Consider the following 19,594-nt stretch of genomic DNA (forward strand, 5'->3'; position numbering starts at 1 on the left):
TTCATTTTGTTTTATAATGAAAATAGAAACTAAGGTTTACCTCCTTTCAAGCTGTGTAGTATGGACATCAGGTGGTAAAGAATGAAAAGAAATAGTAAAATGTAGGACATGCATGAGGTCAAATTACAAAATAGTTAAAATTTTCAGGTAGCCTATATATAATCCTATTTCGTTTTTCATTCAGAGACAAGTCTCTAAAGTGTCTTTAAATAAAGACCTAGAAGAATATGAGATGGATAATGCTTACAAACTTTATCTGGCAAAGGGGGAAAATCGGTTGAGCGGTTGGGATCGTTTTAATCAACTTGCTACTTGGATGGTGAAAATTGCTTATTTAAATATTTTATGGATAGTATTTTCGATTATTGGATTAGTGGTATTTGGACTTTTCCCTGCCACGGTCGCGATGTTCACAATCGTAGGAAAATGGTTCCATGGCGATAAGGATCTCGGCATCTTTTCATGCTTTTGGAATGTCTTTCGGGATGAGTTTTTCAAAGCAAATCGGTATGCACTTCTTTTCCTAGCTGGGGGGTATCTATTATATTACGATTTTATATTCTTGCGGTTAAATGAAGGACAGCTAGTCTTTCTTTATCCTGTCTTTATTTTTCTGGCAATTGCTTATATCATCACGCTATTATACTTCTTTATTGTTTATGTTCATTTTGATTTAAAATTCTTTCAATCTATTAAACAGTCGTTTTTAATTGCGGCTGTCTCACCTGTAGAGACCCTTCTCATGGTTGCATCCTTTTTCATACTATATTGGGTTGTGAGATTGATCCCTGGAATCATCCCATTATTTACAGGCAGTGTTTTAGCTATTGTCATTACATGGATTGGGCATCGGGCGTTTGCAAAGATTGAGCGCAAAAAGGAAATTCGAAGCTAAGAGGAGTCCGGCAGAAAATATTGCGACTTATAAGAGACTGACTTTATTTTAGAGTAGTGGGGCCGGAAAAATTATGGTGTATCGGAACTAGGTATCTGGTTTAAGGAACTCAGCGCTCGTTTTACGGAACCCAGTACCTGGTTTTCGGAACTCGGTACCTGGTTTTCCGGACTTTGCACCGGCTATTTCCGACTCATACCGGCTATTTCCGGACTTTGCACCGGCTATTTCCGACTCATACCGGCTATTCCCGGACTTTGTACCGGCTATTTCCGACTCATACCGGCTATTCCCGGACTTTGCACCGGCTATTTCGGACCCAGTACCGGCTATTTCCGACTCAGATCCTGCTTTTCGGAACTTAGAAGCCTTGTTTTTCTAAAAACAACTTACATTTTTAGTACGTGGGACGTATGATTCGGAAAAAACTGCAAGTTTTGCAGAAGTCTCCACCTTTTTAACAGAACTCGGATCTCAATTACAGAACTCAGATTGATTTAACCGGACTTAGCACTTGGATAACCGAACTCAGAATTCATTTTACCGAACTTAAATTTGTTTAACCGAACTCAGATGCGTTTTAAATGAACTCAGAAACCTTTTACCGAACTTGGGCTCCACTTAACCGAACTCCGACCCTTTTAACCGAACTCGGCCACCACTTAACCCAACTCCGAACCTCCACTTTACCGAACTCCGACCTACCACTTATCCGAACTCCGAACCACCACTTATTCCGGACTCAGCACTTTCTTTTCACGAACTCAACGCAACCCATCGATAGCAAGACTAGCTTCCAAAATACTTCTGGATTCATAACGTAATCTAAAAGAAGGATTTTGGAGGCTGCCATGTACTATCACATTGTAAAACCCCGGGAGACATTATGGTCCATCTCGGAGGACTATCGTGTTTCTTTCCAAGCGCTTGTAAGAGCCAATAACATTAGCAATCCAAATGCAATCTATGTCGGGCAAGCAATCCTGATTCCGGGACTGCCTAACCCAGACCAAATTCCATATACGATTCATGTCTCAACTTCCCAGCGAACACTGACATTAAGACGGAACCAAACAGTTGTTAAAACCTACCCGATTGCTGTCGGGAGAATTCTTCATCAAACACCGGTTGGGGAATTTGTCATCATCAATAAAGCACCAAACCCAGGCGGACCTTTTGGAACCATGTGGATGTCGCTTTCGAAAAAGCATTATGGCATTCACGGTACCAATGATCCTTCCTCAATTGGAAAAGCTGTCTCAAGAGGCTGTATTCGTATGTATAACCGGGATGTAGAGGAACTGGCGAGGACCGTTCCGATTGGGACACGGGTTTTTATAAGGCCATAATGAAATGGGCGCTTTCATCGTCTAATGAATAGCGCCCATTAAGGATTAATTGGTATGAATGGTTCCGAAATTTCACTAGAACCACCTTCATCAGGGTTTGCCGATTGAAATTATGGGGTACTATTGAACGAGCCACCTAACCGCTTCAAGAAAATTCTCTGCTACATAATCAGGTTCTACATTTGCCCAAGTATAACGATATTCACTAAGTGAACCCTTCCCCCATCCGGTTTGGACGAGAATTTTCATTGCGCCCACTGCATGAGCAGCTAACATATCTGTAGAACCGACATCTCCAATAACTTCACACCTCGAATAGTCTAAATTATATTTTTGGGATGCTTCAATTAAAAGACCTGTCCTTGGCTTTCTGCACTTACACTCTTCATCCTGATCATGAGGGCAGATGAAGGCATCGTCAAAACAAAGGACTAAACTGTTCCTGAAATTCTGTGATGGTAGCCTGATTTTTGCTAATCCGATTCTGATTGGTAAAGGCGAACATTTTGATATTTTGATTTTTTAACAGTTTCAAATCCTCCATACTAAAAGGATAAAGACTAAAATCCTTTGGATGAATGAAATGTCCAGTTCCCCCTATCGTACCATCCCGATCAATGAATACGGCTTGGATATTGTTCATTCTGCTCCTCCCTTATTACACAAATGGCTTTTCCATATCAAGCATGGAAGTGAAACCTAGATCTTTGTAAACATTTTTAGCACTCGAACTGGACCAAAGTCTTGCCCGTTTTGCTCCTTTTTCTTTCAGCCACTCACAAACCTCTTCCACTAATAAATGGGCCAGTCCCTTTTTCCGATGTTGTTCCACCGTATATACCGATATAATCCAACCAAAAGGAGTTAGTTCCTGACTTAATGGAAAAGCATATTCCATTCTTAAAAGACCGCCTGCACATGATACGATTTTCCCCTCTAGATCCATAGCCACTCTAAAAAGGAGGTTACCAGAATCATATTCTTTTAAAAATAAGTTCCTGACTTGATTAACCTGCATTAAATCAGGGGCAGGAATCCCATCAATATCCCCCAATTCACAAGCCATTCTATACCAATATTCTGCAAGCAGAAGCATTTCTTCTCTTTCAGCCCATCTTGTTTGATACATGCTGTGAACCTCCAGTCTTTTACTTAATGATTTTGACTTGGTGATGAAATTTTCCTGCTTTTTTAAGTAAAGGGCTTTTATTGTATATTCACATAAAAAAGGATAAGGACTATTTTTGCCCCTATCCTTTTGCTTTCTCCCCTCATGTTAAATCCTTTATTTTTTATGCTTCCAATTATATAAGAGCTCGGCCATTAGGTTTGCTCCTATAAACAAAATGCTCCCCTGTGCATGAAAATGCAGCTGTTGCGTCTCAAAACTCATTGTTTCAAAGTATTCATCTTGTTTAAGTTCAAGTTCTTTGCGTCTTTTATCCATTTCTTTTAATTCCTTTATATACCTGTATTGCATTGGCAATAGAGCAAATGATAACAGGATATAAGCAGCAAGGATTCCTAATAAAATATTTACACCCATTTCCCTTCCTCCTTTACCTTTACAGCATTACTGGTATTGAATAGAAAAAATTACCTTTTGACTTGTTGTTAATATATACGTATCCACATTATTTTTGTTTCATTTTTTATTTAAACACTCAAATTATTGTTCATTTGATCCGTATATCACACAGTCCAATAAATTAAGAAGGTTGCCTTATTAGAGAGACTCTCTCAAAAGACAACCTTCGATTGGAGGAATATCATTTTTTTATCCTCTATTTTAAACTTGTAGTTACTCTGATTAAATCGTACTATCCAGATAGTGAAAATCCTTTATTTATCATCGATCTCAAAGTCATAGTTTTCTTCATCATTTTGTTTAATACTGACTTTCCAAGCATCGGTTTTCGAATCATAAGTTAATTCACGAATGGCTATAGTACCTTCAATTCCGTTTTCTTTTGCTTTTTGAATAACAACCTGAACAACTTCTGATTCAGAGAGGTCCGCTCCATCCGGTTTGTATTCAGGAAGGACTTCAACATAAAGCGCAGTCCCTTGGCCAGGGTATGATTCCAAAATTGGGCCCGATGCCTCCACCATCACTCTTTGACCAACTTCTCACATGCATTCGGGAAATTGAATACAATAGCGGAATAGAACTCGTCGACGCCTTCCGTAGAACTAAATTCCTGTGGCTCAGCATCCACAACAAGCATACTATCTGTACCAATTTCCATTACATATGACCCTTCTTTAGTTAACTGATTAGTGTAGGGTTCCTCAGGATAAAAAGTATCCGGCTCTCCTTCTTTTGGAACCATCCTACCTTCCTGCTCTGCAACCAGCCGCCTCTCAGGAAATTGCTGCCTGAGACTTTCTATTTGTTCCTCAGTTAAAAAGTTATGGCTAATCTCAATATCTCCAGTAATCGTGTTCACACTGACACCCACTGAAACAAGATTTGGGGCGTGATGCTGATCAACAAATGTCCTTACCGCCTGGTTCACTTCATTCATTAACTGCTGGTTTTCCGCTTCAGTAAACGGTGAATAGTAAATAAAAATATATTCAGCTTTAATTCTTCCTGCGTCTACTTCCGCTTGGAGTCTATCTACTAATTCCTTTAAGCGGTCATCTGGCTTTTTAATCCCTATCCAAAAACCTGCCTGTTCTGCGCCAGAAGTCTGATTTTCATAAAAGATAACTCCCTCTTTTGAAAAAACATCATGCCCGCCATAAATTTCTTCTATAACGGAAGTAGCGATATTACCTTCAACCCACTGAACAGATAAATCTTCTAAAAGTTCATCCGATGGTTCACCGTATAAACCTTCTTTAAACTCCTTTGATTCTTTTAATTCATTCATTACTTGATCCCTTTCAGGAGTTTCTGTGGCAGTCTGCTCTAGTTTTGCAATAATGGGCCGGTTACTGACGATCTCAATTGTCTCCCAGCCTGAATCGTTAGGAGGGCCGGCCTGTACTTTTTTGTTAGTTGGATCATCTTCGGACTTCGGTGCAACATCTTTAGTTTGATCAGATGTTCCGCAAGCTGATAGGACCAGCCCAATTCCAAGAGTAACAGTAAGTATTTTGCAAGTTTTCACCAAATTCCTCCATTAGTAGCATTTATTTACTTAGACGCGAGGTGAGATGTTATGTTACAAAAAAATATAGAATTCCTGATTTTGTCAATTTTATATTTTGCACTTAATTAGCATCTTTTCGCACGATGAACACGATTTTTGTACCTTAAATTAATTTTTTGCACGTTAAATCAAATTTGCGCACAACAATTGGTAAACTTTAACATTATGTAAATTTCCATCATATTTAATTCTAGTTTCTATTAAGTTTTCATTAGAAAAAGGGAATCGCTTGCAATATGAGCTTAAATAATCGGAAATCAATTAAAAAGATCCGGAAAAATATAGCAGATCTGAGAAAAAAGCGAGGCGTTACTCCTCTAATAAACTCTAAAGCAACTTCCTAATCACATTCGCCAATTTTTTGATTCCAACATCAATCAACTCTTCCTCGACTTGTGAGACACTGAGCCTAATCATATTGTCTTTTTTATAATTTGGTAAAAACATTTTCCCGACATCATCAACCAATATATTTTCTTGATTCAGCCGTTCTATCACTTGATGTGCCTTCAGCGGTGATGGCAATTCCACAGTTGAATAGAAACCGGAAATCATATTTGAATAAGTAACAGATTCAGGCAAATGCTCACGAAATGCTTTCTGAATCAGGATTCCTTTTCTTCTGTACATATCTCTCATCTTTTTAATATGTGCATCATACATTCCGCTTTTGAGGTAGATTTCCAATGCACCCTGGGTGAGAACAGGAGTATGAACATCAGCCGCAAACTTGGCCTGCAAAAATGATGGGATCAGCACCTCTGGCAGAACTGCCAATCCGAGTCTTAATCCCGGAAATAACACCTTTGAAAAACTTTTGGTATAGATGATTCTTCCAGATGGATCAAAGGCAAACATGGGGTCCTGCTTCCGATTCGGATCCAAATCCCCCATATAATCATCCTCAATAATATAGACATCATATTTTTGCGCCAACTCTACTAGTTTCTTTTTTTCTTGATTGGAATAGCTATAGCCAGTAGGGTTTTGGAAACGGGAAACCGTGTAAAACAACTTGATGTCTTGATGTTTAAAGATATCCTCTAGCTGCTGAAAATCGATGCCTGTCTTATGTATCTCAATGCCAATCGCCTTTACATGCTGAAACTTAATCGATTCAATCATGGACGGATGAGTAGGCTGCTCCACACATATGTTTGTCTTGCCATTAGGAAAAGGAAGTGAAATCAAAAGGTGCAAAGCCTGTTGAGAGCCCGTTACAACACTGATTCTTTCTGGCACGGTAAATACCTGGAGATCTTGTAAATGCCGAGCAAGCTCTTGCCTAAGTGAATAAAGGCCTTGGACATCAGAGTAAATGAACATTTCCTCCTTATATGTTTCAATTACTTGATTGATGCAATGTTTAAAATCGAGAAAGGGCATACGTTTTGGGTCTGGACCGGCTGACAAGAAATCAATTTTATCACCTTTAGCACTTCTTTTTTTGCTAAAAGGGTTCCCCTCTACCACATAATAGCCGCTCTTAGGGACAGAGTAGATAAGATGATTTTTCTCCATCTCCTCATAAGCCTTTATTACTGTATTTTTACTGCAGGAAAGCTCTTCTGATAAGGTTCGAATCGATGGCAATTTACTGCCGGACTCCAATATACCTTGTTCTACCCGCTTTTCTATGGCCATGATAATTTCTTCGTACTTTCTCATTTTTCCCATTCCCTTCCAAACTGTATGGGTACAAACTCTGAAAAACTTGGTTTTGTTTGTTTATAAGAGAAAGTATACTTGAAGCTATCAAATCTAGTTAACTATTTTTGAATAAACAGTAATGAAGGCCTACATTGCTGAAAACCAATTAGGAGGCTTTGCCATGAAACTGAAAAGATTATGGCTGCTGCTTATTCTACTTATAATAGCAGGAGCTGCATCCACCATTCCGGCTAGTGCTGAAAAACAAGTAAAAGAGCTAGAGGTTGAAGAACTATTTGAGGACTTAGTAGGTACGACTGTCATTAAAAATCTGAAATCAAATCAGGTCTATGTCTACAATGAAGCGCGGAGCCAAGAACGCTTTACGCCTGAGTCAACATTTAAGGTAGCAAATGCATTAATTGGACTGCAGACAGACGCAGTTCGTGACGAATATGATGTTAAGCGCTGGGATGGTGTGGTAAGAGAATTTGAGGATTGGAATAGGGATCATACCCTCGCTTCTGGGATGAGACATTCTGTCATTTGGTACTATCAGGCTATGGCCCGTGATATTGGATATGAGAATATGCAAAACTATGTCAACCAGTTCGAATACGGGAATAAAGATTTGAGTGGCGGCATCGATCAATTTTGGCTGGATAGCACTTTAAAAATATCAGCCCAAGAACAAGTACAGTTTATCGAAAACCTGGTAGAGGAAACCCTCCCGATTGATGAACAGCATATGAAAACGGTGAAAAGAATCATGATAAATGAAGAAACGGATTCCTACGTTCTTCATGGAAAAACAGGTTCACGCCTTTCCGACTATGGTTTAGGCTGGTATATTGGATATATTGAAACCAATAAAGACGTCTGGGTATTTGCGACTAATATTAATGGAAGTGGCTCTAAAGCAAAAACCATCACCTTTAATGTGCTGAAAGAATTAAACATTTTAAAAGAATAAACCTGTTAAGGGGGGCTGACCCCCTAATAGGTGTTATGAGGGGCATTCATATGAAACCATTCAAATATACAAAAATCCTTGGTATTTTGATAGGAATTTTAACAGGACTGCTTGCCCTTGGGCTTGGGTACTTGTCATTGGTTGGACTGGGTTTTTCCCAAGCATTTTCTTCAGTGATAAATGACGCAGCCATACTATTATTTTTAGTCACCGCTGTCATCCTTCTGCTTTTAGGCGTGTTGGCTGGGCTGGGACCATTCTGGCTAAAAAGACAAGGATGGAGGCAGTTTTATATTTTTTATTCTATCACCCTTGGCTTCTGTTTTCTTGGAGTATCCTTCATAACCAGAGGAGCGTTGGGAAACTTATTTGAAACGGTGATTTTGGGTATAGGGATTCTTTATATTTTGCAAAGCACGTTAGTTATAATAAAAAAATAGAAGCACCTCCTGCCAAGGAAGTGCACTCCAAGATCTATTAAAATTTCTCATCAACTTCCCATGATTCCACAATCCAGTGGGCGGTATGCAGATCATACCCTCTTCCCATTAAATAACTGATCGCCGCTATTTCTGTCATAGCGTGATGATAGGAAGTAAATTGAGCCTCCCAAAGACCATATTGGACCAGTGGTGCCACCTTTGATAAAGTATGACTTTTTAACTGTTGAGTCTGAAGATTCCTAAATGGCTGCAGATCGTTATATGGATATTGTTTACTATAGAAAGGGTTGGCGGACCTTTGATAAAAAGTACTATTCATGTAAATTTCTCCCTTTCATAAATAGAGTCACATTAGCCTATGTTCATATCTGCCTATGAGTGAGCCCCATTTTAAAGAAGAAAAAAATTTTTAACTGCATGATTATACTCCGGGTGTTTGTTGTTGAAGAATTAACTGAAGGACAAAGTCTTTTATATCCACAATCCGCGGATAATTAGGTTTAACGGCAGTTCCTGCAATCACGAGAGGAACAAGCGATTCCTGTTTATGTAATGAGCCGTGTGCGGAACCGCCAAGGTGGAATGGCGTTGATTGGGCTTTAAATTCACAGCCCGGTTTGGCATTCACAACAATAAAACGGCCTGGATGGGAATTTAATGCGCCATAAACCCTCGCTAATGCATCCGGATAATCTCCAAAGGATACCTTTTTATCATGTGTAAGCTTCAAATCTAAAAGCTCCGGATTCCCTTCAATATTCCATGTCTGGTTATACTCATCGGTGTATTCCCCATCTGGGCAATAGTGCAATAAACCTTTTCTCAAACCGGATTCAACATAAATAGAGCTGCCGTTTTTCCAGGCAATCATATCAATACGGTGATCATGTCTAAGTTTTTCGATTATCACAGACAGAGGAAGATTCTTGTCCAATACGTAAATATAAGCCATGCGCTGGTTAACACATAGAACCAGCTGATCTCTTTCGTAAATAGGCCGTTGCAGTCGGGCTATACGGAATTTTTTTAGGATTTTCCGCAAATCAATGATAAACTCACTGTACCTGTTGCCCATTGGCGCATGGCCGTTATCTCCCATAACCAGCCACACATTGCGGTTGAGCGCTTCCTCCCAGCTTGGATACAAATTTAACATCTTTTGTATTTCCCGATCAATTTTAGCAATGCCTTTTATATCCATTGGTCCTTTAAAATGAATCCGCAAGTCAAGATCCTGAAAGGTACATAAAGTAAATCCCGGAAGCTTGTTCTTTCGAATTAGGTGACGCAGTTCCCGAGCTGAAAATTTATAATTACCCGCAAATATTTGAGGTACGAAACTCCACGGCCTTAGTTTGGAGAGAGCCCCTAAGGAGAAAATCGACGTAGCTTCCGTTGTCCATTCTCTTTGTCCGTGGGTTAATGAGCTAAGCATACGGGGAAAATGGATTGGTTGAGGTATATGGCCGCGGTACACAAAGGCATTAATCGAAGCGGAAGGGATCCCTTTTTCAGCCAATTCTTCATATATTGTCGTCACATCACTGCTTAAATCTTCGTTATTCAGACGGTAGAGCATATTATAGATAAACCGGTCTGTACCTAGCTTAAATGTTTCCCTAAAACCGGTCCCATAGTTAATAACCTCATTATTCGTTACATCAAACCAATTTAAGCCTGGAATACGGTGTTTGTCAGCATATGTTCCTGTCAAGAGACTGCTGTCAATGGTTACGGACATTGTCGGAAATGAGCTAACCATATTGGAAATATAACTGCCATTTTCCATCAAAAATTGCAAAGCAGGAGCATGTCCGGTTTGGACCGCTACTTCCAGCGGATTAGGCATCAATGTATCGATTTTAAGTAAAATGACTGGTTTGAACAATAGATTTGGATTCATTTCCTTTTCATCCTTATACATTTTTCGCTCAGTATTCATTACATTGCTAACTAATTTTATGAGGACCACTTATGGACCAATATTTATTCAGAAATAAATCAGCCAAAACCCTGTAGCCTAAATCATTAGGATGAACTTCATCTGCCAGCAGGTGTGGTTTGTTTAAAAAAGAATCCATCGGATTTATGGTTTCAACATTAAAATGTCTGGCCGTTTCTTCATAGATTTGCGTTAATCCTTTGAATTAATAGATTTGCCATCTTATACAGGCTATGATCTGTTGAACCAGGATTATAAAGCCCCATTAAGAATGTCTTCGAGTTTGGATTCGTTTGCGTAATCAATTGAAGGATCCGTTTCAAGTTTTGCTCCAATGATCGAACTGTCCGAACATATTCTAAAAAGGTTGCATTGTTCCGATAAGCACGTATCATATCGTTACCGCCGGTAGTAATCGTAATATGAGTAGCTCTCTTCAATAAATTGCGCATATTGGATTCTGCAAGCGATTCAAGCAATTCTCCGCTACACCGTGCTGATTTGCCAAAATTCATATACTGACATTCATTGGTTTGTTTTATTGCGTGAAAGAAATGGGCCGTAAATGACTTATTTTGCTCAGAAGCTCCCACTCCCTCAGTAAGAGAATCTCCCAAGGCAAGATAAAAAACTCGATTTTCCATTTGGTTCTCCTTTGCTACCAAAAAAATCATTCATATCAACTCTAATATTTTGGTTTATAATTTAAATTTTTATTGATGGTTTTTAAGGGAGTTATTGGGTATTCATTCTAGATATTCGGAAGTATGTATTCCATTGAAGGTTTTTAATATAGACAAAGCTAGTGAAGGGCAGCCGAAAAGTATATTAATTTTTCAGCCAGATTTTTAACTTAGAATAAAACCTCTCAACAATACAAAAAATAGTAAAAAATTTTGAGGGGTTGTGCTTGTGAAAAAATTTTTGGTAATGATATTTTTACTTTCCCTCCCTCTTTCAGGGTGTGCAGGAAATAATCAAAATGCGGATGAAGCAGAACTTCTAAACCAGACGAATCCGCATCCAAGGGTCCAACAGATTAAGGCTGGGTCCTCGAATCCAAATGTTCAAGATGTTAATCCCGCGGAAACGGCTCATGGAAATCATACCATTGATACCATTGGGTTCCTTGAACCAATTGATCCAAAAGCTGCAGTTTCAGAAGTGAACAATGTCGGAAAACATCTATCGTACGTCGCTTTTTTCAGTTACAGAGCTAATTCCGACGGAAGTCTGATTCCACTTAATGATGAAGCGGCCCTTTCTGCGACTCGTAAGGCTGGTTCCGCTCCGATGATGGTTGTAACCAACTTTGCGGAAGGGAATTTTTCGCCGGATATTGCTCACGCTATTTTCACGGACAAAGCGGCATCTAAACGTTTTATTCAAAATGTCATTCAAACCATGAAGGACAAAGGTTACAAAGCATTGAATATTGATTTTGAACATATCCGGGCTGAGGACCGGGAATTATACAACGGATTTCTTGAAACCATTCTCCCCCAGGTGCGGGATGCAGGGTTCACTGTATCGACAGCCTTAGCTCCAAAAACAAGTGACGAACAAAGCGGACCCTGGCATGGAGCACATGATTATAAACGTCATGGCGAACTGGCGGACTTCGTGGTTTTAATGACGTATGAATGGGGATGGTCAGGCGGACCTCCAATGGCAGTATCGCCAATACCTCAGGTTAGACAAGTAATCGATTATGCTGTTTCCGTCATCCCGCGAGAGAAAATCGTGATGGGATCCCCTCTTTACGGCTATGATTGGACCCTGCCATACGTAGAGGACGGCGAATGGGCTAAAAGAATAGCGCCACAGGATGCAGCAGACCTTGCTGTTAAGGAAGGCGTAACGGTTCAATTTGATAATAAAGCTCAGGCTCCTTATTTTAATTACACAGATGACAATGGTAAAAAACATGTGGTGTGGTTTGAAAACGAACAAAGTGCTCAAGCCAAGTTTAATCTTATAAAGGAATATCGTCTGCGCGGGGTAGCTTATTGGGTGTTAGGAGAACCTTTCCCACAGAATTGGACTATGCTGGAAGACCTATTTACAATTAGAAAACCTAATCAAAAATAAAGGACAGCCAATCAGCTGTCCCTTTTTTACTTATTCTTTTCTGGTTTTTTGTAAAAACCGCCCGTATATTCTACAGGTTTTTTGACTGGCTTATCATTCGGTTTAGCATTTACATCTCTTGGATTTTTTCCCTCTGTCATCATACCCCTCCTTTAAAAATCCTTTCATTTTATTATCTGTTTTTGTGAATAACCTTAGTCATTTTATTGATTAACTCAGCTTTCGCATAGTGAAATCGGCAGGAGACCCAGGATCAGCTGTCCTATTGTTCGTTCCATTTTGCTTTTTGATTTTTCTTTGCGGATTTACGTTCCGCTATTTCGCAAAAAACCACTGTTTTGTGGACCTAAGCGGATTTACGTTCCGCTATTTGCCGAAAATCATACAAAAATTACTCGGTTTGGGGCAAATAGCGGAACCAGAGACCGATAACCTTTGAAAAATACACGTTTTGCAACAATTAGCGGAACGAGGATCCGTTTGCACTCCGGTACTTGTTCCATTACTGCGAAATGGACATATATTCCTCTAAATGTACAAACGATCGTATGAATGAAGCCCAATCCAGTCAACCATTAAAATTTAGTGCGAAAGCTCACTTCAGATGAAGGGATTTGCCAGTTAACAGGGATACCTTTTCACTATCGATCCTCGACCACAATATAAGACACTTTAATCGGTCCATGAACACCTACGACAAGGTTATATTCAATATCTGCACTGTTGCTCGGGCCAGAGATAAAATTGACACAGGAGGAAATCGTTTCTCCTGCTTGTATCTTTCTGTCTATTGCGTGAGCAGCTTGTGTAAATCTCGGAACAATGGTGCTCTTAGGAATAATTGCAATAAATGAAGTTGGCAGCAGGCTGATGGCTCGTGCTTTGTTTTTATCATTTAAAATCACAACTGTTCCGGATTCGGCCAGTGTTATATCACTGAACATAATCCCGATATTGGCTTTTTCAGCCATTTCCACGTTTACTTCACCAAGAGAGGGATTCCATTTATGGACATCTTTCCGTTCCAAGAAAAGCCCTAATCCAAATCCGAGAAAGCGGAAATCCTCGGAAGTTACAATCGGTCCTCCCCCAAGTGCTTCAATTTGTTTCTCAAGGGCTTTCTCAAGCGACGAAATATTTGTTACGACTACATCTGTATGAATCCGTTCGCTTGCCCAGATCAGTTCATCAAGCAGCTGTTCCTGAGTCATCCCGGAATATACCTTTAGTTGGGGCTGATACTGTTTCTGGGGCCGTATTACCTCCCTTTTCCGATCCCTCCCCAATTTTTGCGAGATATGGTCTAAAAATTTTTCCCGATTATGAATCATTCCTTTGGTCATGAACATCCTCTCCTTGTCTGCGACTGTCAAACCATTTCCGGAAATTCTCTTTGCTTGGTGCAGGGAAATCCCGGCTCTCTGTCCAAGCTTTTAGCGGACCGGGACCTTTGGAAATGATTCCCTCCCTTTCTAGAGACTTCGTAACAACAGGGGCTGATTTTACGGCCGTTTGAAAAAGGGATGGAGATGAGACAAACATGCCAAACCATTTCATTAAAAATTTTTCACCAAATCCAACGTTCCCTTCTCCTGCCACAATTCGCTCGCGATGCCGGATTAGCAATTCGTGAAGCGGAATTTTTACTGGGCACGCCTCTGTACATGCTCCGCATAAGCTGGAGGCATATGGTAATTCCTCATATTCCTTATAGCCGCCTAATATTGGAGAAAGGACAGCCCCAATCGGCCCTTGATAAATCGAACCGTACGCGTGGCCGCCAATATGACGGTAAACCGGACAGACATTGACACAAGCTGCACAACGAATACAATGCAGAGCCTCCTGAAATTCTGTCCCTAGTGCTTTGGAACGCCCGCCGTCCAAAATCACCAAGTGGAATTCATTCGGTGCATCGACCGCATTTTGCTCAACATTAGGGGAAACTGCCGTCACATAAGTTGATAATTTTTGGCCGACAGCACTGCGGCATAACAGACTGACCAGCACATCCAGATCAGACCATGTTGGAACAATTCGCTCCATTCCCATCACACTGATTTGTGTTTTCGGCAGAGTCGTTACCATATTCGCATTGCCTTCATTTGTGATAAGAGTTACAGTTCCCGACTCAGCGACCGCAAAATTACAGCCCGTAATTCCTACATCCGCCTGTAAAAATTTGTCACGCAACACCTTTCTCGTATAGGCTGTTAATTCAGCAGGATTCTCCGTGCCCTCATACCCAATCTTTTTCCGATATGTATCTCGAACCTGTTCTTTGTTCTTATGTAAAGCAGGGGCTATGATATGAGACGGCCGATCTTCATCTATTTGCAGGATATATTCGCCAAGGTCAGTCTCAATTACTTCACATCCTATGTTCTCCAGTACTTCATTTAGTCCGATCTCTTCGGTAACCATTGATTTGGTTTTGACAACTGTTTTCGCATTCTTTTGTGTTATCACAGATTCTATATAGTGATTTGCGTCTTCAGCTGTTTCCGCAAAATACACATGTCCCCCGCGCTCTGCAACCTTTTCACTAAGCTGTTCAAGGTAATAATCTAAATTCTCGAGTGTAAACTTGCGAATTTCTTCACCCGCCTTGCGCCACTCTTCCCAATCTCCGAAATCTGCATCTCCAGTCGTTGCCTGAATCTTTCTCGAACGTAAGCTATCCTGAGCTGAAGCAATCGCATTTCGCATAAACGTGTTTTTCAGCTCTTGCTCTACATGATCATAAAAGGGTTTATCCCCAATTTTAATAGACATCTCACAGCCTCCAGTCGTACATGGAATGGGTATGACCTTCCGATGGCTCAGTAAACTTTATATCTGATGATTCAAAATCTCAGCAATATGCTTGATCTCAATCGGTTTCCCAAGACGATTCAAACGTCCTCTAATATTCATTAAACAGCCATTATCTGCGCCGATTAGTACGCTAGCCTCCGTAGCTTCAATATGACGGATCTTTTCTTCTACCATTTGTTCAGATATTGGAGACATTTTGACTGAAAATGTTCCGCCAAAACCGCAGCAATCATAGCTATTGGCAAGCGGAACAAGCTCTAATTCTTTTACATGTTTTAGCAGTTTTATAGGAGCATCCTGAACACCAAGAAGTCGAGACATATGACAGGAGGAATGATAGGTTGCCTTGGCCGGGTAGACTGCCCCTACATCCTCCACCTTGAGAACGTCTACAATAAATTGCGTAAATTCATAGGTTTTTTCAGCCAAAGCCTGTGCCCTCTCGTACCATTCCAAGTCATTTTCAAATAACCCTTTATACTCGTGAAGCATTGAAGCACACGAACCTGACGGTGTGACTACATATTCAGAACGCTCAAAGGCCTTAATCATATGCTTGGCTGCCTTGATTGCTTCCTTTCTGTAACCGCTGTTATAGGCGGGCTGTCCGCAGCAGATTTGCTCCTTTGGAAAATCAACCTCACAGCCTAATCGTTCCAGCACTTCAACGACATCCTTCCCGATATTCGGAAAAAATACTTCTCCGAGACAGGTAATAAATAAAGATACCTTCACACCTTCACACCCTCTCTATAAAGAAGAGAAGGAGAGCATGGTTCCCCTTCCCTGTTTTATTTCTATGTCAGACAATTACTAGCCTATGCACCTAAATAAGCTTCAACAATCCGCGGATTTTCTAATAGTTCCTTCGCATTTCCTTCTGCAATGATTTTCCCCGTTTCCAATACATAGCCGTAATCCGCAATCTTCAACGCCTGTCTCGCATTTTGTTCCACGAGCAGAATCGTTGTTCCTGCATCGTTAATTTCTTTAATAAGTTTAAAAATATCGGAAACTACTAGCGGTGCAAGACCCATGGAAGGTTCATCCATTAACAATAGCTTTGGTTTTCCAAGTAATGCTCGGGCAATTGCCAGCATTTGCTGCTGACCGCCCGACAAGGTTCCAGCAAGCTGATTTTGTCGTTCCTTTAAAATCGGAAAGCGTTCCATTACAGCTTGGATGTCTTTTACAACATCATTGTCCTTACGGTGGTATGCACCCATATCGAGGTTTTCCATAACAGTCATATCTGATAGCATCGCTCTTCCTTCAGGGACAAGGGCAATTCCTTTTCGGATTAGCTGATCGGGACGCAATCCCGTTACAGGATTGCCGAGGAAATGAATCGATCCGTGCTTTGGTTTCAATAAGCCAACAATCGTCTTCATCAAGGTCGATTTCCCGGCACCATTTGCCCCAAGAATCGTGACAATACTTCCTTCTTCAACCTGAAGATCAACGCCTTTTAATGCCTGAATATTTCCGTAAAACGTCTGTACTCCTGAGATCTTAAGCAATTTCATCATCTCCCTCCGAACCGAGGTAAGCTTCAATTACTTCAGGATTGCTTTGAATTTCCTTTGGCACTCCTTCGGCAATTTTTTTGCCAAAGTTTAAAACAGCGATTCGGTCACATGTTTTCATTACAAGCGGCATATCGTGCTCGATTAACAGAACCGTAATCCCCATGTCCCGAATCTTCAAAATCAGCTGATGCAGCTCCTCAGTTTCCTGTTCATTCATGCCTGCAGCCGGTTCATCTAATAAAAGCAGAATCGGATCGCTGGCAAGGGCCCGTGCAATTTCTAATCTTCTTTGCTGTCCGTAAGCCAGATTTTTTGCAATCGTATCTGCTTCATGAAGTAAATGGACTGTATCTAATAGATTCCGGGCTTTCTCCTGTATGTTCTGTTCTTCCTGTTTTTGCGCCTTTGTCCGAAAAACACTGCTCCATACACCCGCTTTGGTCCTTGAATGGGTGCCCATCATTACATTTTCCAATACGGACATCTCTGAAAACAGACGGATATTTTGGAACGTTCGGCAGATTCCTTTCTCGGTAATTTGATGAGTCTTTAATCCTGTGATTTTCTCATTAAATAAATAGATGTCGCCAGATGTAGGCGTAAGCATGGCAGTAATCATATTAAACATCGTTGTTTTCCCGGCTCCATTCGGTCCAATTAATCCGAAGATTTCCCCTTTCTCAATCGAAAAGGATACTTCCGACAAAGCCGTTAATCCCCCGAATTGCTTACTGATCTGCTTTACTGCTAATACCATGGGACCGCCCCTTTCTAGCTAGCATTCGTGCTTTGAATCCGCGCAGCATATGTTGATCAATGATTCCTTGTGGCCGGAAATACATCAAAGCTACTAATAACAATCCATATATCATATAACGATACTCACTGATCGGCCGTAATACTTCTGGAAGCAATGTCAGGAAGAATCCTCCGAAAACAGCACCTGCCACTACTTCACTTCCGCCAAATACAGTAAATACCAAGATTTCTACAGCACGCTGATAAGAAAAATCTTCAGGACTGATAAAAGACATCACATGTGCATACAGAGCTCCGGCTAGTCCAGCGAAAATAGCACCTTGTACGAAAGAAAGCACCTTATAATAGGTAACATTAACTCCCATCGAAGCAGCTGCGTTTTCATCCATTTTTATCGAAGAAAATGCCCTGCCTATACGAGAGCTGCTTTGCCTTACAAAAAAGAAGATTAGAAAAATAACGACTAGCAAAAGCACAATGAAGATTGAAAGAAAAACAAACTGATTTCTTTGCAAACCTAATAAATCAGCTGAAAACCCCCATTTTTCGAGACTGGCATACATTTGATTGCCCATTTGCGGGATTCCGGATATTCCAATCGCACCATTCGTTACAGATTCCATGTTTACGAGAATGACACGAACGATTTCACCAAATCCCAGTGTAGCAATCGCCAGAAATACGCCTTGCAATCGGAGAGCAGCTATTCCAATTAGAATGCCGATTGCTCCCGCTAATAAAGCGCCTGCCAAAATGCCAATGATGATTGGCATTTCTTGATTCGTTGTCAATAGCGCAGTTGTATAAGCACCTACAGCCATAAATCCGGCAGTTCCAAGCGATAGTTGGCCAGATGCAAGTGTTACATAAATACTTAATCCCAGAATGATATTAATAAGAATAAATGAAGCCACTTGCAGGTAATATGGATTGAGTATCAAGTCCAGCATGGACTCACCCCCTTAAATAATCATGCTGCTTTTTTTCCATAAATGCCTTGTGGTCGTACTAACAAAATAATAATGATTATGACAAATGCAATGGCATCGCGATAACCAGAATACCCAACCGTGACAACCAGCGTTTCTGATATACCCAGAATCATACCGCCCACAACAGCACCTTTGACATTTCCCATTCCGCCTAAAATGATAATCGCCAGTCCTTTTAATCCAATCGAGAGTCCCATTTGCGGATTCACTGAGCTAAATGCCATTCCTACGAGAATGCCTGCTATTCCCCCGATACATGAGGCAAGAACAACCGTTATCGTTATGATCCGCTTAACGTTGACACCTAAAAGACTAGCAGTCTCTAAATTTTCTGCAGTGGCCCGTAACGCTTTTCCACCTTTAGTTTTTAAGAGCCAATATGATAATGCGATCATAAGTGCAATCGATATACAAAAAATAACAATTTGCACAAGGTAAATATTGACCGTTCCAATCGTAAATCGAATTTCTGAAAAACTGTTGGTTACCGGCTGATTTCCAGATCCAAAAAATTTATCCGCCAAGTTTTCCAAGAAAATCGAAACACCGATGGTACTAATTAAAGGAGCTAAATGAGACACACCCGGCTTTTCCCGGAGCGGACGCAAGGCAAAAAATTCAAGCAGCCACCCCATGATGGCAGTGACTACAATCGCAACAGCGAAAGCCAGCCAAATCGAACCCTCTAACGTACTGGTTATCACAACTCCCATGAAGGCCCCAAACATAAAAATTTCCCCGTGGGCCATGTTAATAATCCCCAGTACCCCAAATACGAGCGTAAATCCGAGAGCAACAATGGCATAGATACTTCCTGTCGTAATTCCATTGATTAGTTGTTCGAGTAACATGAATTCACATCCTTCTCCTGCCATTTTCTTAGTTAAAGGCTATGTTAAAGCTAATTGTTGATTTGGAGCTCTATGTTGGTTGATTGGAGTGGAAGGCACTAGACTCATTTCCACTGCCTGACAGTAAAAATTTTAAGAATTT

Annotated in this window: 22 protein-coding genes; 5 read left to right on the forward strand and 17 right to left on the reverse strand. The window is 40.6% G+C overall.

Annotation, left to right across the window (positions count from 1 at the left end):
- Positions 1-277 precede the first annotated feature (277 nt).
- Together MLE14_RS08900 and MLE14_RS08905 are read left to right on the forward strand one after the other, a co-directional pair.
- On the forward strand, positions 278-895 hold the full coding sequence (locus MLE14_RS08900; RefSeq protein ID WP_243298012.1) for a YesL family protein: 618 nt from the start codon (positions 278-280) through the stop codon (positions 893-895).
- Between the two features lie 851 nt (positions 896-1,746).
- Complete coding sequence (locus MLE14_RS08905) at positions 1,747-2,244, forward strand: L,D-transpeptidase family protein (protein WP_243298013.1); 498 nt, start codon at positions 1,747-1,749, stop codon at positions 2,242-2,244.
- Positions 2,245-2,364: 120 nt separating this feature from the next.
- Here the strand turns inward: MLE14_RS08905 and MLE14_RS22605 are convergent, their stop codons facing one another.
- The 7 genes from MLE14_RS22605 to MLE14_RS08940 form a co-directional block, all read right to left on the reverse strand.
- Entirely contained in the window at positions 2,365-2,763 is a 399-nt protein-coding gene (locus tag MLE14_RS22605) for an HAD hydrolase-like protein (RefSeq protein WP_313897744.1), read from the reverse strand.
- Complete coding sequence (locus MLE14_RS08915) at positions 2,663-2,887, reverse strand: hypothetical protein (protein WP_243298014.1); 225 nt, start codon at positions 2,885-2,887, stop codon at positions 2,663-2,665. Before MLE14_RS08915 ends, MLE14_RS22605 begins: the two co-directional genes overlap by 101 nt.
- Positions 2,888-2,902: 15 nt before the next feature.
- On the reverse strand, positions 2,903-3,373 hold the full coding sequence (locus tag MLE14_RS08920) for a GNAT family N-acetyltransferase (RefSeq protein WP_243298015.1): 471 nt from the start codon (positions 3,371-3,373) through the stop codon (positions 2,903-2,905).
- Between the two features lie 156 nt (positions 3,374-3,529).
- Positions 3,530-3,790, reverse strand: a complete 261-nt coding sequence (locus tag MLE14_RS08925; RefSeq protein ID WP_243298016.1) for a DUF3949 domain-containing protein — start codon at positions 3,788-3,790, stop codon at positions 3,530-3,532.
- Positions 3,791-4,086: 296 nt separating this feature from the next.
- On the reverse strand, positions 4,087-4,332 hold the full coding sequence (locus MLE14_RS08930) for a hypothetical protein (protein ID WP_243298017.1): 246 nt from the start codon (positions 4,330-4,332) through the stop codon (positions 4,087-4,089).
- Positions 4,333-4,355: 23 nt separating this feature from the next.
- Entirely contained in the window at positions 4,356-5,363 is a 1,008-nt protein-coding gene (locus MLE14_RS08935; protein WP_243298018.1) for a hypothetical protein, read from the reverse strand.
- Positions 5,364-5,732: 369 nt separating this feature from the next.
- Complete coding sequence (locus tag MLE14_RS08940; protein ID WP_390628541.1) at positions 5,733-7,073, reverse strand: aminotransferase-like domain-containing protein; 1,341 nt, start codon at positions 7,071-7,073, stop codon at positions 5,733-5,735.
- A gap of 163 nt (positions 7,074-7,236) precedes the next feature.
- On the opposite strand from MLE14_RS08940, the gene blaOXA reads away from it, so the two are divergent.
- Positions 7,237-8,028 carry a class D beta-lactamase gene (gene blaOXA / locus MLE14_RS08945; protein WP_243298020.1) on the forward strand — a complete coding sequence of 264 codons (792 nt, stop codon included), beginning with the start codon at positions 7,237-7,239 and terminating at the stop codon, positions 8,026-8,028.
- A gap of 50 nt (positions 8,029-8,078) precedes the next feature.
- Positions 8,079-8,468 (forward strand): hypothetical protein, encoded by a 390-nt coding sequence (locus MLE14_RS08950; protein ID WP_243298021.1) that lies wholly within the window; start codon positions 8,079-8,081, stop codon positions 8,466-8,468.
- Positions 8,469-8,505: 37 nt separating this feature from the next.
- Here MLE14_RS08950 and MLE14_RS08955 read toward each other — a convergent pair whose 3' ends face one another.
- The 3 genes from MLE14_RS08955 to MLE14_RS08965 all read right to left on the reverse strand — a co-directional run bounded on the left by MLE14_RS08955 (position 8,506) and on the right by MLE14_RS08965 (position 11,057).
- Positions 8,506-8,790, reverse strand: a complete 285-nt coding sequence (locus tag MLE14_RS08955) for a hypothetical protein (protein ID WP_243298022.1) — start codon at positions 8,788-8,790, stop codon at positions 8,506-8,508.
- A 102-nt stretch (positions 8,791-8,892) separates the two neighbouring features.
- Complete coding sequence (locus tag MLE14_RS08960) at positions 8,893-10,374, reverse strand: alkaline phosphatase family protein (RefSeq protein WP_243298023.1); 1,482 nt, start codon at positions 10,372-10,374, stop codon at positions 8,893-8,895.
- 218 nt (positions 10,375-10,592) lie between these two features.
- The gene (locus MLE14_RS08965) at positions 10,593-11,057 is read right to left on the reverse strand and encodes a GDSL-type esterase/lipase family protein (protein ID WP_243298024.1); all 465 of its coding nucleotides are present in this window, start codon (positions 11,055-11,057) and stop codon (positions 10,593-10,595) included.
- Positions 11,058-11,325: 268 nt separating this feature from the next.
- On the opposite strand from MLE14_RS08965, the gene MLE14_RS08970 reads away from it, so the two are divergent.
- Complete coding sequence (locus MLE14_RS08970; RefSeq protein WP_243298025.1) at positions 11,326-12,504, forward strand: glycosyl hydrolase family 18 protein; 1,179 nt, start codon at positions 11,326-11,328, stop codon at positions 12,502-12,504.
- Between the two features lie 641 nt (positions 12,505-13,145).
- Here the strand turns inward: MLE14_RS08970 and MLE14_RS08975 are convergent.
- The 7 genes from MLE14_RS08975 to MLE14_RS09005 all read right to left on the reverse strand — a co-directional run bounded on the left by MLE14_RS08975 (position 13,146) and on the right by MLE14_RS09005 (position 19,452).
- On the reverse strand, positions 13,146-13,847 hold the full coding sequence (locus tag MLE14_RS08975; protein ID WP_243298026.1) for a LutC/YkgG family protein: 702 nt from the start codon (positions 13,845-13,847) through the stop codon (positions 13,146-13,148).
- Positions 13,825-15,279: a LutB/LldF family L-lactate oxidation iron-sulfur protein gene (locus MLE14_RS08980; protein ID WP_243298027.1), complete on the reverse strand. Its 1,455-nt coding sequence runs from the start codon at positions 15,277-15,279 to the stop codon at positions 13,825-13,827. Before MLE14_RS08980 ends, MLE14_RS08975 begins: the two co-directional genes overlap by 23 nt.
- Before the next feature lie 57 nt (positions 15,280-15,336).
- A complete protein-coding gene (locus MLE14_RS08985; protein WP_243298028.1) occupies positions 15,337-16,056 on the reverse strand; it encodes a (Fe-S)-binding protein in 720 nt (239 codons plus the stop codon).
- A gap of 83 nt (positions 16,057-16,139) precedes the next feature.
- Positions 16,140-16,841, reverse strand: a complete 702-nt coding sequence (locus MLE14_RS08990; RefSeq protein WP_243298049.1) for an ABC transporter ATP-binding protein — start codon at positions 16,839-16,841, stop codon at positions 16,140-16,142.
- On the reverse strand, positions 16,834-17,607 hold the full coding sequence (locus tag MLE14_RS08995; protein WP_243298029.1) for an ABC transporter ATP-binding protein: 774 nt from the start codon (positions 17,605-17,607) through the stop codon (positions 16,834-16,836). Before MLE14_RS08995 ends, MLE14_RS08990 begins: the two co-directional genes overlap by 8 nt.
- Positions 17,579-18,559: a branched-chain amino acid ABC transporter permease gene (locus MLE14_RS09000; RefSeq protein WP_243298030.1), complete on the reverse strand. Its 981-nt coding sequence runs from the start codon at positions 18,557-18,559 to the stop codon at positions 17,579-17,581. The genes MLE14_RS08995 and MLE14_RS09000 overlap by 29 nt, the downstream gene beginning before the upstream one ends.
- 20 nt (positions 18,560-18,579) lie before the next feature.
- Positions 18,580-19,452, reverse strand: a complete 873-nt coding sequence (locus MLE14_RS09005; protein ID WP_243298031.1) for a branched-chain amino acid ABC transporter permease — start codon at positions 19,450-19,452, stop codon at positions 18,580-18,582.
- Positions 19,453-19,594: the final 142 nt, after the last annotated feature.

Origin of the sequence: Bacillus litorisediminis, assembly GCF_022808645.1 — a bacterium.
GTDB classification, from domain to species: Bacteria; Bacillota; Bacilli; order Bacillales; family JC228; genus Bacillus_BF; species Bacillus_BF litorisediminis.